The organism is Pseudomonas sp. 10B238, from assembly GCF_000970615.1.
In the GTDB taxonomy this organism is placed as follows: domain Bacteria; phylum Pseudomonadota; class Gammaproteobacteria; order Pseudomonadales; family Pseudomonadaceae; genus Stutzerimonas.
Genome location: NZ_KQ033928.1, coordinates 252,717 through 268,337, shown reverse-complemented (window position 1 = coordinate 268,337; position 15,621 = coordinate 252,717). Strand labels below are relative to the sequence as shown.

General features: G+C 60.6%; 11 protein-coding genes and 1 riboswitch. Of the genes, 6 read left to right on the top strand and 5 right to left on the bottom strand.

Features of this window, described 5'->3' with window-relative positions:
- Position 1 precedes the first annotated feature (1 nt).
- The 4 genes from RT21_RS03505 (at position 2) to RT21_RS03490 (ending at position 6,009) form a co-directional block, all read left to right on the top strand.
- On the top strand, positions 2-1,300 hold the full coding sequence (locus RT21_RS03505; RefSeq protein WP_046161629.1) for a TRAP transporter large permease: 1,299 nt from the start codon (positions 2-4) through the stop codon (positions 1,298-1,300).
- Between the two features lie 192 nt (positions 1,301-1,492).
- Positions 1,493-1,585: riboswitch (S-adenosyl-L-homocysteine riboswitch) on the top strand.
- Between the two features lie 23 nt (positions 1,586-1,608).
- Complete coding sequence (ahcY, locus tag RT21_RS03500) at positions 1,609-3,018, top strand: adenosylhomocysteinase (protein WP_046161628.1); 1,410 nt, start codon at positions 1,609-1,611, stop codon at positions 3,016-3,018.
- 80 nt (positions 3,019-3,098) lie between these two features.
- A complete protein-coding gene (gene metF / locus RT21_RS03495) occupies positions 3,099-3,950 on the top strand; it encodes a methylenetetrahydrofolate reductase [NAD(P)H] (protein WP_046161627.1) in 852 nt (283 codons plus the stop codon).
- Between the two features lie 232 nt (positions 3,951-4,182).
- Complete coding sequence (locus RT21_RS03490) at positions 4,183-6,009, top strand: RNA helicase RhlE2 (protein ID WP_046161626.1); 1,827 nt, start codon at positions 4,183-4,185, stop codon at positions 6,007-6,009.
- 103 nt (positions 6,010-6,112) lie between these two features.
- On the opposite strand, the gene adeC is transcribed toward RT21_RS03490, so the two are convergent.
- From adeC to RT21_RS03465, 5 genes are all read right to left on the bottom strand, one after another.
- On the bottom strand, positions 6,113-7,543 hold the full coding sequence (gene adeC, locus RT21_RS03485; protein WP_046161625.1) for an AdeC/AdeK/OprM family multidrug efflux complex outer membrane factor: 1,431 nt from the start codon (positions 7,541-7,543) through the stop codon (positions 6,113-6,115).
- The gene (locus RT21_RS03480; protein ID WP_046161624.1) at positions 7,540-10,674 is read right to left on the bottom strand and encodes an efflux RND transporter permease subunit; all 3,135 of its coding nucleotides are present in this window, start codon (positions 10,672-10,674) and stop codon (positions 7,540-7,542) included. The genes adeC and RT21_RS03480 overlap by 4 nt, the downstream gene beginning before the upstream one ends.
- Positions 10,675-10,680: 6 nt before the next feature.
- The gene (locus RT21_RS03475) at positions 10,681-11,841 is read right to left on the bottom strand and encodes an efflux RND transporter periplasmic adaptor subunit (RefSeq protein WP_046161623.1); all 1,161 of its coding nucleotides are present in this window, start codon (positions 11,839-11,841) and stop codon (positions 10,681-10,683) included.
- A gap of 243 nt (positions 11,842-12,084) precedes the next feature.
- Positions 12,085-12,660 carry a YceI family protein gene (locus RT21_RS03470; RefSeq protein WP_045423745.1) on the bottom strand — a complete coding sequence of 192 codons (576 nt, stop codon included), beginning with the start codon at positions 12,658-12,660 and terminating at the stop codon, positions 12,085-12,087.
- A gap of 22 nt (positions 12,661-12,682) precedes the next feature.
- The gene (locus RT21_RS03465; RefSeq protein ID WP_045423743.1) at positions 12,683-13,237 is read right to left on the bottom strand and encodes a cytochrome b; all 555 of its coding nucleotides are present in this window, start codon (positions 13,235-13,237) and stop codon (positions 12,683-12,685) included.
- A gap of 168 nt (positions 13,238-13,405) precedes the next feature.
- Between RT21_RS03465 and RT21_RS03460 the strand changes: the two genes are divergently transcribed.
- Both RT21_RS03460 and RT21_RS03455 read left to right on the top strand, forming a co-directional pair.
- Positions 13,406-14,812 (top strand): adenosylmethionine--8-amino-7-oxononanoate transaminase, encoded by a 1,407-nt coding sequence (locus tag RT21_RS03460; protein WP_046161622.1) that lies wholly within the window; start codon positions 13,406-13,408, stop codon positions 14,810-14,812.
- A 79-nt stretch (positions 14,813-14,891) separates the two neighbouring features.
- Complete coding sequence (locus RT21_RS03455; RefSeq protein WP_046161621.1) at positions 14,892-15,620, top strand: 16S rRNA (uracil(1498)-N(3))-methyltransferase; 729 nt, start codon at positions 14,892-14,894, stop codon at positions 15,618-15,620.
- Position 15,621 lies beyond the last annotated feature (1 nt).

Sequence of the window (15,621 nt, the reverse complement as noted above, 5' to 3'; positions counted from 1 at the left end):
TATGGAAGGTTTTATTGCAATTGGCCTGTTGATACTGCTGATGATCATCGGTGTACCTGTCGCCTGGTCGTTCGCCGGCGTCTTGGCGTATCTGGTGTACGCCTACGATGCCAATCTGAACACCATGATGCTGCAGGGCTACCGCTCTCTCGACTCGGTAATTCTGATTGCGCTGCCGCTGTTCGTATTAACCGGCTACCTGATGCAGAGCGGAGGAATCGCCCGTCGGCTGGTCGATTTCATCGAAGTCATGATCGGCAAGCGCCGTGGCGGCATGGGCGCGTCGATGGTGATGGCATCCGGCATCTTTGGCGCCATCGCCGGTACGGCTACCGCTGCTGTCGCCTCGATCGGCACGATCATGATCGGCCCACTGGAGCAACGCGGTTACCCACGCAGTTACTCGGCCGCGCTGCTGGGCATTTCATCGCTGTTGGGCATTCTGATTCCACCCTCGATCACGATGATCTTGTTTGCAGTGGTAACCCGTCAGTCAGTGGCAGCCTGTTTTGCCGCCTCGGTTGGACCAGCGGTTCTACTGATCATTGGCTTGATCGCGGCCAACCGTTTCAGTGTCGGTCGCTTCTTTAATGAAGTCACGAGTGCCGCAGGCGACGGTATCGGGCAGCTTCCGGCTAAGGGCAAAGCAACCCTGCGCGCCATTCCGGCGCTGTCACTGCCCGTGATCATTCTCGGCGGCATCTACGGGGGCATATTCACGCCCACCGAAGCCGCAGCGGTGGCTGCGTTCGCGGCCATGTTCATCGGCTTTTTCGTCTACCGGGATCTCAACCTGGGCAGCTTTGCCCGCAGCGTGGTCTCCGCGGCCGAGACTACCGGCACGGTGATTCTCATCCTCCTGTTCAGCTTTATGATCGGGCGAATCCTGGCATCCGAGCGGATTCCGCAGGACCTGACCGAGCTGGTGACCCACCTGATTCAGAATCCATTGTTGATCCTGATCGCAGTGAACATCTTTCTGATCATCGCCGGCATGATCATGGACGATGTATCGGTCACGGTGGTGATTGCGCCTTTGTTCCTGCCTTTGATGGTCGAAAGCGGCGTGCATCCGGTTCATTTCGCTTCGATCGTCGCCTGCTCCGTCGTGATCGGCGCAAACAGCCCACCGGTCGCCCCAATCCTCTATATGGCGTGTCGAATCGGCAAAGTGTCTATCCACAAAACCGTAGCGCCAGCGCTGGCGCTGATGGCCTTCGTGGCGTTGCCCGTGATGATAGTCACGACCTTCGTACCGGAGCTCTCGCTTTTCCTGCCTCGTATACTGGGCTTCATCTGAGAACTTTCGAAGGCCAGTTGAAAAACAGTCCGACCGCCGGCCAGCTGGCCGGCGTGTTGATCGGTGGATCTGCGCCCGAGATACCAATCACGCTCGCTGATCAGCATTGCGCGCCGGGCTTGGGATCTTCTGCGGGCGCGGCTATAATCGCCGGGCTTCACACCGCCGGCACCGTTCGGCCGTGCCCGCCACCTGTCCGAGGGGCGCTGCAGCAGGCTTACCTTCAGGGGGTCTGTCAGGCTCGGATAGGGCGTTAACCATACGCATCAACGGCGCCCATTCGCACAAAACGAATGGAGAACTCTTCAATGAGCGCTGTCATGACGCCTGCAGGTTTCAACGATTTCAAGGTCGCCGACATTTCCCTGGCTGCCTGGGGTCGCCGCGAGATCATCATCGCCGAATCCGAAATGCCCGCCCTGATGGGCCTTCGCCACAAGTACGCTGACGAGCAGCCGCTAAAAGGCGCGAAGATCCTCGGCTGCATTCACATGACCATCCAGACCGCCGTACTGATCGAGACGCTGACCGCGCTCGGCGCCGAAGTACGCTGGTCCAGCTGCAACATTTTCTCCACTCAGGACCAGGCTGCTGCTGCCATCGCTGCTGCCGGCATCCCGGTATTCGCCTGGAAGGGCGAAACCGAGGAAGAGTACGAGTGGTGCATCGAGCAGACAATCCTCAAGGACGGCCAGCCGTGGGACGCCAACATGATCCTCGACGATGGCGGCGACCTCACCCAGATCCTGCACGACAAGTACCCACAGGTGCTCGAGCGCGTGCATGGCGTCACCGAGGAAACCACCACCGGCGTACACCGCCTGCAGGACATGCTGAAGAAAGGCACCCTGAAGATTCCGGCGATCAACGTGAACGACTCGGTCACCAAGAGCAAGAACGACAACAAGTACGGCTGCCGCCACAGCCTCAACGACGCCATCAAGCGCGCCACCGACCACCTGCTCTCCGGCAAGCAGGCACTGGTGATCGGCTATGGCGACGTGGGCAAGGGCTCGGCGCAGTCGCTGCGTCAGGAAGGCATGATCGTCAAGGTTTCGGAAGTCGACCCAATCTGCGCCATGCAGGCCTGCATGGACGGCTTCGAATTGGTCTCCCCGTACAAGGACGGCCTGAACGACGGCACCGATGCGAGCATCGACACCGCGCTGCTGGGCAAGATCGACCTGATCGTCACCACCACCGGCAATGCCAACGTGTGTGACGCTGGCATGCTCAAGGCGCTGAAAAAGCGCGCACTGGTCTGCAACATCGGTCACTTCGACAACGAGATCGATACCGCCTTCATGCGCAAGAACTGGGCGTGGGAAGAGGTCAAACCGCAGGTACACAAGATCCACCGCACCGGTGCCGGCAGCTTCGATGCGCAGAATGACGATTACCTGATCCTGCTGGCCGAAGGCCGTCTGGTGAACCTGGGCAACGCCACTGGCCACCCGAGCCGCATCATGGACGGCTCGTTTGCCAACCAGGTGCTGGCGCAGATCCACCTGTACAACGAGAAGTTCGCTGACCTGCCGGTCGCTGAAAGGACCCAGAACGTCACCGTGATGGTGCTGCCGAAGAAGCTCGACGAGGAAGTTGCAGCCGAAATGGTCAAGGGTTTCGGGGGCGTCATCACCCTCCTGACCCAAGGCCAGGCCGACTACATCGGCGTGGAAGTCGAAGGTCCGTTTAAGCCGGATAGCTACCGCTACTAATAACGGCCAGAGCCGCACCAGCGCTTTGCACGAGCCAGCTCGGTCAAGCGCGGTGTGGCTGATCGCCGAAAGGAATTGTCATGTCACAAACACGCAGCCATAGCTTCAGCTTCGAGTTCTTCCCGACCAAGACCGACGCCGGGCACGAAAAACTTCTGGCCACCGCCAGGCGCCTGGCCGAATACAAACCGGACTTCTTCTCCTGCACCTACGGTGCCGGCGGTTCGACGCGTGATCGCACCCTCAATACCGTGCTGCAGCTCGACGGCGAAGTGAAGGTCTCCACGGCGCCGCATCTGTCCTGCGTTGGCGACACCAAGGCTGAGTTGCGCGAACTGCTGAACATCTACAAGGACGCCGGGATCCAGCGCATCGTCGCCCTACGCGGCGACCTGCCCTCCGGCATGGGCATGGCCAGCGGCGAGCTGCGCTATGCCAATGAGCTGGTGGAATTCATTCGCGCCGAAACGGGCGATCATTTCCATATCGAAATCGCGGCTTATCCGGAGATGCATCCGCAGGCGCGCCATTTCGAAGATGACCTGGCCAATTTCGTGCGCAAGGCCAAGGCCGGTGCTGACAGCGCCATCACCCAGTACTTCTTCAACGCCGACTGCTACTTCTACTTCGTCGAGCGCGTGCGCAAGCTGGGCGTGGATACGCCGATCGTCCCGGGCATCATGCCGATCACCAACTACAGCAAGCTGGCGCGCTTCTCCGACGCCTGCGGTGCGGAAATTCCGCGCTGGGTGCGCAAGCAGCTGGAAGCCTACGGCGACGACATGGAGAGCATTCAGGCTTTCGGCACGCAAGTGATCACCGAGATGTGCGAGAAACTGCTCGCCGGTGGCGCGCCTGGGCTGCACTTCTACACCCTGAACCAGGCCGAACCCAGCCTGGCCGTCTGGGAAAACTTGAAGCTGGTTCGCTGAACTGCTCAGCCCCCTGCGAAACAGGGAGCTGGCCAATGAACCTGCGAACTGCCACACTGTCCTACCAATGCGGCGTTAACAGGCTCTGTTATACTCCGCGCTTCCGCCAGGCTTACGCCCGGATGTCGTTATCGTAGAGATGCGGCAGGACCGGACGGGATCGCACGCCAGTCGCGATTCGAGCCAGGCATGACCATCCCAGGGCAACGCCCTACACAAGACAGGATTACTCATGTCCTTTGCTTCCCTCGGTCTCTCCGAGGCTTTGGCCGGTGCCGTCGAGGCCGCCGGTTACACCCAGCCTACACCGGTGCAACAGCGGGCCATTCCCGCCGTGTTGCAAGGACGCGACCTGATGGTCGCTGCACAGACGGGAACCGGCAAGACCGGTGGCTTTGCCCTCCCCGTACTCGAAATTCTTTTCCCGGGCGGCCATCCTGACCGAGAGCACCGCCACGGTCCGCGCCAGCCGCGCGTACTGGTGCTGACGCCGACACGCGAGCTCGCCGCCCAGGTACACGATAGCTTCAAGCTGTACGCCCGCGACCTGCCGCTGAAAAGCGCGGTGATCTTCGGAGGCGTCGGCATGAACCCGCAGGTTCAAGCCATTGCGAAGGGCCTCGACGTGCTTGTCGCCTGCCCGGGCCGCTTGCTCGACTTGGCGAACCAGAAAGCCGTCGACCTTTCCCACGTGGAGATTCTGGTCCTCGACGAAGCCGACCGTATGCTCGACATGGGCTTTATCCATGACGTCAAGAAGGTCCTCGCCAAGCTGCCGACCAAGCGCCAGAACCTGCTGTTCTCGGCGACCTTTTCCAAGGACATCACCGACCTCGCCAGCAAGTTGCTGCACGAGCCGGAGAAAATCCAGGTCACACCGCCGAACACGACCGTCGAGCGTATCGAGCAGCGTGTTTTTCGTCTGCCATCCACGCACAAACGCGCCCTGCTGGCCCATCTGATCACCAAAGGCGCCTGGGAACAGGTCCTAGTGTTCACCCGCACCAAGCACGGTGCCAACCGCCTTGCCGAGTATCTCGTCAAGCACGGTCTGCCGGCAGTCGCGATTCACGGTAACAAGAGCCAGAACGCGCGTACCAAGGCGCTAGCGGATTTCAAGGCCAACCAGGTACGTATCCTGGTCGCCACCGATATCGCCGCGCGCGGGCTGGACATCGACCAGTTGCCTCACGTGGTCAACTTCGAGCTGCCGAACGTCGAGGAAGACTACGTTCACCGGATCGGGCGCACCGGTCGAGCTGGCCGCAGCGGTGAAGCGATTTCGCTGGTCGCACCTGACGAGGAAAAGCTGCTCAAGGGCATCGAGCGGATGACCAAGCAGAAGATTCCGGACGGCGATTTGCTGGGCTTCGACGCCAGCACCATCGAAGCGGAGAAGCCGGAAGTCCGTGAGCCACGCCAGCCACGTCCTGCTCGCAACAGTGAACGCAAACCTCGGGGCGAGCGCGCTGCCAAAACCACCGAAACTGCAGCCAGCGAGCCGAAAGCGGGTGACCGCAACCGTCGCGGACGCAACAAGCCGCGCAGTGCGCGTCCAGCGCAGGGCTCAGCAGAGCAGACAGCTGCAGCTCCGGTGAGCCGTCCGCCTCGCCTACCGAATGATCGCGCTCCGGACGAATTTCTTGATGACGAAGTCGATAACTTCGGCAACAGCGTCGACTATGTCAGTCCCTACCAGAACAAGCAGGGACGTGGCCGTCGTCCCGGCGCGCCGGCTCAACCGGCTCAACCGGCTAGCCAGCCACGTGCCGCGGCGGCCCCACGCAGCGGCGCTGCCAGTGCAGGCGCTCAAGGTAAAGGCAAGCGTCAAGGGCAGCCTGCACGTGGCGCGCAGCCACGCCGCAAGAACGAAGGGCGTCGGATCGACGGTGATAGCGGTGGTGCCCGCCGGGACGTTGCGGAGAAGCCGAAGGAAAAGCAGCCGGTCATCATCCACAAGGAGTCGAAACTGGACCGACTGCCCAGCATTGAGCAGTTGGAACAGCTGCCGACCAAGCCTCGCGGCGAGAAGCCGGCATTGCTGACCCGCAATCGCTGAAACGCAGCACGAATAAAAACGCCGCCCTCAAAGGCGGCGTTTTTGTTTGAGCGTTGGCTCGATAATCACACCATCGACCGACGGCAAGCGTCGCGAGACAGACTCAACCCGGCCCAGGGATAGCCTCGGCATTTGCATCCCAACCGCCGCCCAACGCCTTGAACAACTCGACTTCGCTGATCATCTGCGCCAGACGGTCACTGATGTACTGCTGCTGCACTTCGAACAGCTGACGCTGTGCGTCGAGCAACGTCAGGTAGCTGTCTACGCCCGTCCGGTATCGCCTCTCGGCGAGACGATAGTAGTCTTCGCTGGTCTCCAACAAGTCACGCTGAGCCTGCAACTGGCGAACATAGGTCGCCTGGGCCGCCAGCCCGTCCGCCACCTCACGGAACGCCGTCTGGATTGCCTGTTCATACTGAGCCACCTGGATGTTGCGGCTGATCTCGGCGTAGTCGAGGTTGGCACGCAGCTGCCCGGCATTGAAGATCGGCACACTGATACTCGGAGAAAAGTTCCAGTAGCTGGAACCACCATCGAACAGCCCGGACAGCTCACTGCTCGCGGTACCTACCGCGCCAGTGAGGCTGATACGCGGAAAGAACGCTGCCCTCGCCGCCCCGATATTCGCGTTGGCAGCGCGTAGCTGATATTCAGCTTGAATGATGTCCGGACGCTTATAGAGCAAGTCCGACGGCAGCCCCACCGGAACCGTGGCCAGCAGGTCGCGCTCCAGCCGACCACCGGCCGGCAAGTTCAACGGAACGCTCTGGCCAAGCAGCAGCGTGAGGGCGTTGCGATCTTGGGCAACCTGGCGGGTATAACGCTCGATCCCCACTCGTGCGGTATCGACCGCGCTGCGCGCCTGGCTCAACTCGAGCGCCGAGGCTACGCCGACATCGAAGCTGCGCCGAGTAAGTGAGAGGCTTTCCTCATAGGCGTTCAGCGTGTCACGACTCACCTGCAACAGAGCCTGATCGGCCTGCAAGGTCAGCCAGGCATTGGCAACGCTCGCGATCAGACTGATCCGGGTGCTCCGCTGTGCTGCCTCGGTAGCGAAATACTGCTGTAGCGCCTGTTCACGCAGACTACCCAGGCGCCCAAACAGGTCCAGTTCCCACGAGACACCGAGCGTCGCGCTGTACTGGCTGCTGATGGCACCGTCGCCGGTCTGGTTCAGATCTCCAGGCGTTCGGGTACGACTGCCGGCCGCATCGCCACTTACCAGCGGCAGCAGATCGGCCCGCTGGACACGGTAGAGCGCGCGATACGCATCGACATTCAGCGCCGCAACCCGAAGGTCGCGGTTGTTCTCCAGGGCCACGCGTATCAACTCACGCAGCGCGGGATCCCTGAAGAAGGCCTGCCACTCCATCTCCATCGGTCGCCCTTCTACCGCACTGGCAGAGCCGATGTAAGCCTCACCCTCGGGCCAGGTCTCGGGCGTTGGTGCGTCGGGGCGTTGGTAATCAGGCATTAACGAGCAACCGCTCAGCGCTGCCATCAGCGCCAGGCTCAGTACTGACTTGTTCATTGCGCCTCTCCGTTTTGCTCGTCGCTGACAGTCTTTTTGCGCTTACCCAGCGAAGACACCAGGACATAGAACAACGGCACCCAGAAGATCGCCAACAGCATGGCGCTGAGCATGCCGCCGATCACACCTGTACCGATCGCATGTTTGCTGCCGGCACCCGCCCCGCTGGAGATCGCTAGCGGAAGTACGCCAAGCATGAATGCCAGTGAGGTCATGATGATAGGACGTAAACGAATGCGGCAGGCTTCGATCGCCGCCTCGGTTAGTGTCATGCCTTGCTCGTGCAAGGTCTTGGCGAACTCGACGATCAGGATTGCGTTACGCGCCGACAAGCCTACGGTGGTCAGCAGACCGACCTGGAAGAAGACGTCATTCGACAACCCACGCCCCATGGTGAACGCCAGCGCGCCAACAATACCCAGCGGCACAACGAGCATGACCGAGAGTGGAACCGACCAACTTTCGTACAGGGCCGCAAGCGCGAGGAATACCACCAGCAGCGACAGGGCATACAGTGCCGGCGCCTGCGACCCCGACAAACGCTCTTCATAGGATTGGCCAGTCCATGAGAACCCAATGCCAGCCGGCAACTGCGCGGCGATCCGCTCGACCGAAGCCATAGCCTCGCCGGAGCTGTAGCCCGGTGCGGCTGCCCCCAGAATCTCCATTGCCGGCACGCCGTTGAAGCGAGTCAGCTTGGGCGGCCCATACGTCCACTCACCGGTGGCGAATGCGGTGAAGGGCACCATCTCGCCTGCAGCGTTGCGCACATACCATTTGCCAAGATCTTCCGGGTTCATCCGTGAAGTGGGTTCGCCCTGCATGTAGACGCGCTTGACCCGACCCCGATCGATGAAGTCATTGACGTAACTCGAGCCCCAGGCAATCGATAGGGAGTCGTTGATCGCGGCAAGGGAAACCTGAAGAGCACGCGCCTTTTCGTCGTCGATGATCAGGCGGTACTGCGGCTCGTCGCGCATCCCGTTGAAGCGAACGCCGGTGAGCGTCGGGTCCTCAGCGGCGAGCTGCATGAACTGGTCACGCGCCTTGCTTAGGGCTTCATGGCCGAGCCCGGCTTGGTCCTGCAGATATACGTCGAAACCGGTGGCGTTGCCCAACTCCATCACCGCAGGCGGCGCGAAGGCGAACACCATGGCATCGCGAAGACTGAAGAAGTACCCCTGGGCACGCTCAGCCAGCTCGAAGACACCCTGCCCGGGCTCGGTCCGTTCTTCCCATGGCTTGAGCATAATGAAGGCCATGCCTGAACTCTGGCCGCGGCCCGCGAAGTTGAAGCCGGTAATGGTGAACACCGATCTGACCGTCTCGCTTTCCTCGGTCAGCAGATAATCCCGCATCTGTTCGACAACCTCCTGGGTGCGGCTCGCGGTCGAACCGGCAGGCGTCTGCACCTGGGCGAACAGCACACCCTGATCTTCCTCGGGAAGAAAGGCAGTGGGAATGCGGGTGAACATCCAGATCATGATGCCGACAATGAGCAGATACATCAGCAGATAGGGCGCCTTGCGCCGCAACACAGCTTTCACACCACGCTCGTAGCGCAGGGTGCCGCGCTCGAAGGTGCGGTTGAACCAGCCGAAGAAACCGCGTTTGCCCTCATGATCGCCGCTATGCGGTTTGAGGATGGTGGCGCACAGCGCTGGCGTGAAAATCAGCGCGACCAGGACCGAGAGCACCATGGCCGAGACGATGGTTATGGAGAACTGACGATAAATAACCCCGGTAGAGCCACCGAAAAACGCCATCGGCAACAGTACAGCGGAAAGCACCACACCGATGCCTACCAGCGCGCCCTGGATCTGACCCATCGACTTGCGCGTCGCTTCCCGCGCCGAAAGCCCCTCCTCGCGCATCACCCGTTCGACGTTCTCCACCACCACGATGGCATCGTCCACCAGCAGACCGATGGCTAGAATCATGGCGAACATGGTGAGCGTGTTAATGCTGTATCCAAACGTCAGCAGGATCGCAAAGGTGCCAAGGATAACCACCGGCACAGCCAACGTCGGGATCAGCGTTGCCCGCAGGTTCTGCAGGAATAGGAACATCACCAGGAAGACCAGCACGAAGGCTTCGATCAAGGTATGCACTACGCCTTCGATGGAGGCCGAGATGACCGGTGTGGTGTCGTAGGGGTAAACCACCTCGACGCCAGGCGGGAAGAAAGGCTCCAGCTCGGAGATCGTCTGACGGACCGCTGTTGCGGTATCAAGCGCGTTGCCACCCGCCGCCAGGCGTATCCCCAAACCTGCTGCAGGCCGGCCGTTGTACTCGGCGCGAATTGCATAGCTTTCGGCGCCGAGCTCGACCTTGGCCACGTCACGCAGGCGCACCTGTGATCCATCGGCGTTAACCTTCAGCAAGATCTTCTCGAACTGCTCCGGCGTCTCCAGGCGGGTCTTGCCAATGATCGTGGCGTTGAGCTGCTGGGTTTCCACCGCCGGCAAACCACCAAGCTGACCGGATGAAACCTGGACGTTCTGCTCCTGGATCGCAGACCGGACGTCCACTGCGGTCAGTTGGTACTGCTGCAGTTTGGCCGGGTCTAACCAGATCCGCATCGCATACTGGGCGCCGAACACCTGGAAGTCACCGACACCAGGCGTACGCGAAATTGGATCCTGCACGTTAGCGACGATGTAGTTGGCCAGGTCGAAGTTGCTCTGTTGCCCGTCCTTGGACACCAGCGCCACCACCATCAGGAAGTTGCGCGCCGACTTCGACACACGTATGCCCTGCTGCTGAACTGCTTGGGGCAGCAGCGGCGTGGCGAGCTGGAGCTTGTTCTGTACCTGCACCTGCGCGATGTCAGGGTCGGTGCCCTGCTCGAACGTCACGTTGATCGTCATGCTGCCATCGGAGTTACTTTCCGATGAGATGTAACGCAGACCATCGAGGCCATTGAGCTGCTGCTCGATGACCTGGACGACGGTGTCCTGAACCGTTCGCGCCGAAGCGCCTGGGTAGCTGACCGAAATCGACACGTTCGGCGGTGCGATGCTCGGGTACTGGTTGACTGGCAGCTTGAGGACTGCCAACGCTCCGGCAAGCATCAGCACCAAGGCAATTACCCAGGCGAAGATGGGCCGGTCGATGAAGAACTTGGACATGTCTGGTTATCCCTCTTGGCCAGCGGCGGCTGCGCCAGCCTGGCCATTGCTCTGCCCGGCCTGCTTGACGTTTCCGGCTGGCTGCGCATTGACCTCGACACCTGGGCGAATGAACTGCAGCCCTTCGGTAATCACGCGATCACCTGGCTGCAAGCCTTCGCTCACCAGCCAGCGATTACCGACTGCACGCTCGGTCTTGATCTGGCGTAGTTCGACCTTGTTGTCGGCGCCTACAACCATCGCGGTCGGCTCACCACGAGCGTCACGGGTAACGCCCTGTTGAGGAACCAGCAATGCCTGCTCTCGAACACCAGCCGGCAAGCGCGCGTGAACGAACATGCCAGGCAGCAGCTCTTTCTCAGGATTCGGAAACTTGGCGCGGATGGTGACCGAACCCGTGCCTTCGTCCACGGACACTTCGGAGACTTCCAGCGTACCGTCATGCGGATATTCGGAGCCGTCAGGCAAGATCAGCCGGGCCTTGGCCGCGCTGTCCCCGGCCTGCTGCAGCCGGCCGCTTTCCAGGTCGCGCCGCAGGGCAATCAAGTCCTGCACCGGCTGGGTCACGTCGACATAGATCGGATCAAGCTGCTGGATGGTCGCCAACTCCTGCGCCTGGCCATTGCTGACCAGCGCCCCTTCGGTCACCGCGGAGCGGCCTATACGCCCGGAGATGGGCGCAAGTACTTTGGTATAGCGAACATCGATTTTCGCCCGTTCCAGCTCGGCCTGGGCCTGCAGAGACGCAGCCCGAGCCTCATCATGGGCTTGCTGGCTCACCGCCTGTTCCTTGACCAGCAGCGCATAGCGATCGGAGAGCGACTTGGCCGACGCCAGCCGCGCCTGAGCACTTTTCAGGGTGGCCTCGTATACGGCCGGATCGATCTGATAGAGCTGCTGACCCTTCTTTACTTCACTCCCTTCTGTGAACAGGCGCTTCTGAATGATGCCGCTGACCTGCGGCCGGACCTCGGCAACGCGGAAGGCTGTGGTTCGCCCCGGCAGCTCCGTTGTCAGTTCGAACGGCTCAGCTCCGAGTGTCACGATGCCAACCTGTGGGGCCGGCTTCCCCGCCGGCGCCGCCGCTTGTTCGTCCTGACAACCGCTGAGCACTGCTACGGCGACGAAAAGTGGAATCAGAACAGCACTGGCTGGTTTGATCAGCATCGGGAGTGACCTCATTGAACAAATGGCCCTAGAGCAGAACAGCCTGGGCAGACTCGAATGGCAGAATGCGGCGAATATACTTACATGCAGTAGTGTTTGTAAACAGGCGATTGCCTCTCCGACGGGCTATCGCGCTGATACCGATGTTGCCAAGCAACGCCTGCAAGATGCCTGTACGCGGCCCTGACCACCGCACAAAAAGCAGAACGCCGGCTTACGCCGGCGCCTGGTGACTATTGTCGATTACTGGCGGATGCCTTCGACCGAGATGATCAGATCGACTGACTGCGAAGCCGGTCCAAGATCCATTTTGATATCGAAGTCTTTCAACTTGAGCGTCGTCGTGCCTTCAAAGCCTGCACGGTAGCCGCCCCATGGGTCCTTGCCTTCACCGAGGAACTTGGCCGCAATGATCACCGGCTTGGTGACGCCGTTTAGGGTCAGATCGCCCGTGATATCTGCAGTACCGTCACCAGTCGGCTTGACCGAGGTGGACTCGAACGTCGCCGTTGGGTGCTCAGAGACGTTTAGGAAATCCTCGCTGCGCAGATGCTTGTCACGCTCGGCATGGTTGGAAAAGACGCTGTCCGTCTCCAGCGTTACCTTCACGCTGCTTGCTTCAGGCTTCGCGGCATCGAAGCTGAAGCTGCCGTCGAACTCCCTGAAGGAGCCCCAAAGCCAGCTATAACCCAGGTGGCTGATCTTGAAGTTAACGAAGGCGTGCTGGCCTTTGGTATCGATCGCGTAGTCAGCGGCAAACGCCTGGCCAGCAAGCATCATCGAGCCCAGGGCCAGTGCAGCGAAGCTTTTCTTCAACATGGAATACTCCTTTCGAGGTTTGTCAGGCATCGGCGCGTCCGAACATTCGTTTGAGCGTCGGATCGCGATCGATGAAATGGTGCTTCAGAGCCGCCAGGGCATGCAGACCGGAGAAAATCACCAGTCCCCAGGCGAGGTATTCGTGGATCAGTCCGGCTATGTCTTCCTGATCCGGAATCGAGGTGATCAGCGCAGGCACTTCGAACCAGCCGAACACGCTGATGCTGCGGCCGTCTGCCGTGGAAATGAGGTAGCCCGAAATCATCACTGCGAACAGCCCAAGGTAGAGCACGCCGTGACCCGCCTTGGTCGCCAACCGCGTCAATCGGCCGTGGCTAGCAAGTGGCGCTGGGCCGCTGCTAAGGAAGCGCCAGGTGACGCGCAGAATCATCAGGGCCAGCAAGAGCAAGCCGATACTTTTGTGGATGTCCGGCGCCGTGCGGTACCAGCTGCTGTAATAGGTCAGCCCGACCATCCAATAACCCAGCGCAAACAGGCCGACTACGGCAACCGCTACCAGCCAGTGCATCGTGATGCTGACCAGACCGTAGTTAGTGGAAGAGTTTCGCCATTGCATTGCTAAGTCCCGAACTGATTGACGCGCTTAGCCTAACGGCTAACAGATCGAAATGAATCGCATTTTTTCGTTTCAAAATATCGGCCCGGTAGATAGGTCCGCTTTCACTGAACGGACCGCCGCGCGGTTTCTGCTAGGCTGCGCCGATGTCTATACCAAGGAGCAACGATGAGCCTGAATGACAGCTGGATGCAGCGTGACCTGTCCGTGCTCTGGCACCCCTGCACTCAGATGAAAGATCACGAGCAGCTTCCTCTGATTCCGATCCGGCGCGGCGAGGGCGTGTGGCTTGAGGATTTCGATGGGAAACGCTATCTGGACGCCGTCAGCTCCTGGTGGGTCAATGTATTCGGACACGCCAACCCGCGCATCAACCAACGCATCAAAGACCAGCTCGATCAGCTCGAACACGTCATGCTTGCCGGCTTCAGCCACCAGCCGGTGGTCGAACTGTCGGAGCGGCTGGTCAACATCACGCCTGCCGGGCTCGATCGGGTGTTCTACACCGATAATGGATCGACCGGCATTGAAGTCGCGCTGAAGATGAGCTTCCACTACTGGCGCAATATCGGACGCCCAGGCAAGCAGCGGTTCGTCACCCTGACCAACAGCTACCACGGCGAAACGGTCGCAGCCATGTCGGTAGGCGATGTGGCGCTGTTCACCGACACCTATAAGCCGCTCTTGCTGGACACGTTTAAGGTACCGAGCCCGGATTGCTACCTGCGTCCAGACGGCGTGAGCTGGGAAGAGCATTCGCGCACCATGTTCGCCCATATGGAGCAAACCCTGGCCGAGCACCATGACGACATTGCGGCAGTGATCGTCGAGCCCCTGATCCAGGGTGCAGGCGGCATGCGCATGTACCACCCGATCTACCTCAAGCTGCTACGAGAGGCTTGTGACCGGTACGAGGTGCATCTCATCCATGATGAGATTGCGGTAGGCTTCGGCCGCACCGGCACCATGTTTGCCTGCGAGCAAGCCGGGATCACACCGGACTTCCTTTGTCTGTCAAAGGCATTGACCGGCGGCTACCTGCCCATGGCCGCTGTGCTGACTACCGACAAGCTGTACCAGGCGTTCTATGACGATTACTCGACCTTACGGGCTTTTCTTCATTCACACACCTATACCGGAAATCCCCTGGCCTGCGCGGCGGCGTTGGCCACCCTCGACATCTTCGAGCAAGACAACATCCTAGAGGCCAACAAAGTGTTGGCAGCCCGCATGGCCAAGGCCACTGCACACCTGAGCGATCACCCGAACGTGGCCGAGGTGCGCCAGACCGGCATGGCCGTTGCCATCGAGATGGTGCAGCACAAAGCCAGCAAAACTCCCTATCCCTGGCAAGAGCGCCGCGGCTTGAAGGTCTACCAGCACGCTCTGCAACGTGGCGCATTATTACGCCCGCTGGGCAGCGTGGTGTACTTCCTGCCGCCCTATACCATCACCGAGGAACAAATCGACTTTCTTGCCGAGGTTGCTACCGAAGGCATCGATATTGCGACACGCGCGGCAATCAGCGTTGCTCTGGCACCGGGCGCGCCCAGCACATTCCGCGATCCCGGCTAGCACCGACACAGGCTTTGGGCTTCAGGGTACACGGCCGACGCTATAAACTGCCGCCCCAACCTTCGACCGTAGCTTTCCGATGCGCATTTCCCGACTCTTCATCGACACGCCTCTCTCACTTGGTACATGCGAGCTACCGGAAGCTTCAGCGCATTACCTCAGCCGGGTTCTGCGACTGCCCGTCGGCGCTGGAGTGCAGCTGTTCGACGGCAGCGGCCAGGAGTTCTGCGGCGAACTGGTGGAGGTGAGCAAGAAGCATGTGAAGGTCCGACTGCATGAGCAGCGCCCAGGCTTGCCCGAATCAAAGCTGAAGATCCACCTGGGGCAAGGGCTGTCGCGCGGCGAGCGTATGGATTGGGCCATTCAGAAAGCGACCGAATTGGGCGCTGCGGAAATTACGCCAATCGTCAGCGAGCGCTGTGAAGTACGGTTGAATGACGAACGTGCCGATAAGCGCTTGGCGCACTGGCGCCAGATCGCCATAAGCGCATGCGAACAGTGTGGACGTTCGGTCGTTCCGACCATTCACCCACCAATGCCACTGCAGGATTGGCTGGGGCTGGACGCGGATCTGAAACTGGTCCTGCATCCGGTAGCTGAACCGCTATCCTCGCATCGACCACCAGCTACGTTAGCGTTTCTCATTGGCCCCGAAGGCGGCTTGAGTGACGCCGAGGTCCAGCTGGCGCGCAATGCAGGGTTTCAACCGGCCCGCCTCGGGCCACGAGTATTGCGCACAGAAACCGCCCCGGTGGTGGCACTTAGCATCGCGCAGCAACTCTGGGGTGATTTCCAGCCGGACGCCTGAG

Bases quoted from the DNA above. Each gene is read 5' to 3' on its own strand.
- RT21_RS03505 (WP_046161629.1), top strand. From the start codon at position 2: ATGGAAGGTTTTATTGCAATTGGCCTGTTGATACTGCTGATGATCATC.
- ahcY (WP_046161628.1), top strand. From the start codon at position 1,609: ATGAGCGCTGTCATGACGCCTGCAGGTTTCAACGATTTCAAGGTCGCC.
- metF (WP_046161627.1), top strand. From the start codon at position 3,099: ATGTCACAAACACGCAGCCATAGCTTCAGCTTCGAGTTCTTCCCGACC.
- RT21_RS03490 (WP_046161626.1), top strand. From the start codon at position 4,183: ATGTCCTTTGCTTCCCTCGGTCTCTCCGAGGCTTTGGCCGGTGCCGTC.
- adeC (WP_046161625.1), bottom strand. From the start codon at position 7,543: ATGAACAAGTCAGTACTGAGCCTGGCGCTGATGGCAGCGCTGAGCGGT.
- RT21_RS03480 (WP_046161624.1), bottom strand. From the start codon at position 10,674: ATGTCCAAGTTCTTCATCGACCGGCCCATCTTCGCCTGGGTAATTGCC.
- RT21_RS03475 (WP_046161623.1), bottom strand. From the start codon at position 11,841: ATGCTGATCAAACCAGCCAGTGCTGTTCTGATTCCACTTTTCGTCGCC.
- RT21_RS03470 (WP_045423745.1), bottom strand. From the start codon at position 12,660: ATGTTGAAGAAAAGCTTCGCTGCACTGGCCCTGGGCTCGATGATGCTT.
- RT21_RS03465 (WP_045423743.1), bottom strand. From the start codon at position 13,237: ATGCAATGGCGAAACTCTTCCACTAACTACGGTCTGGTCAGCATCACG.
- RT21_RS03460 (WP_046161622.1), top strand. From the start codon at position 13,406: ATGAGCCTGAATGACAGCTGGATGCAGCGTGACCTGTCCGTGCTCTGG.
- RT21_RS03455 (WP_046161621.1), top strand. From the start codon at position 14,892: ATGCGCATTTCCCGACTCTTCATCGACACGCCTCTCTCACTTGGTACA.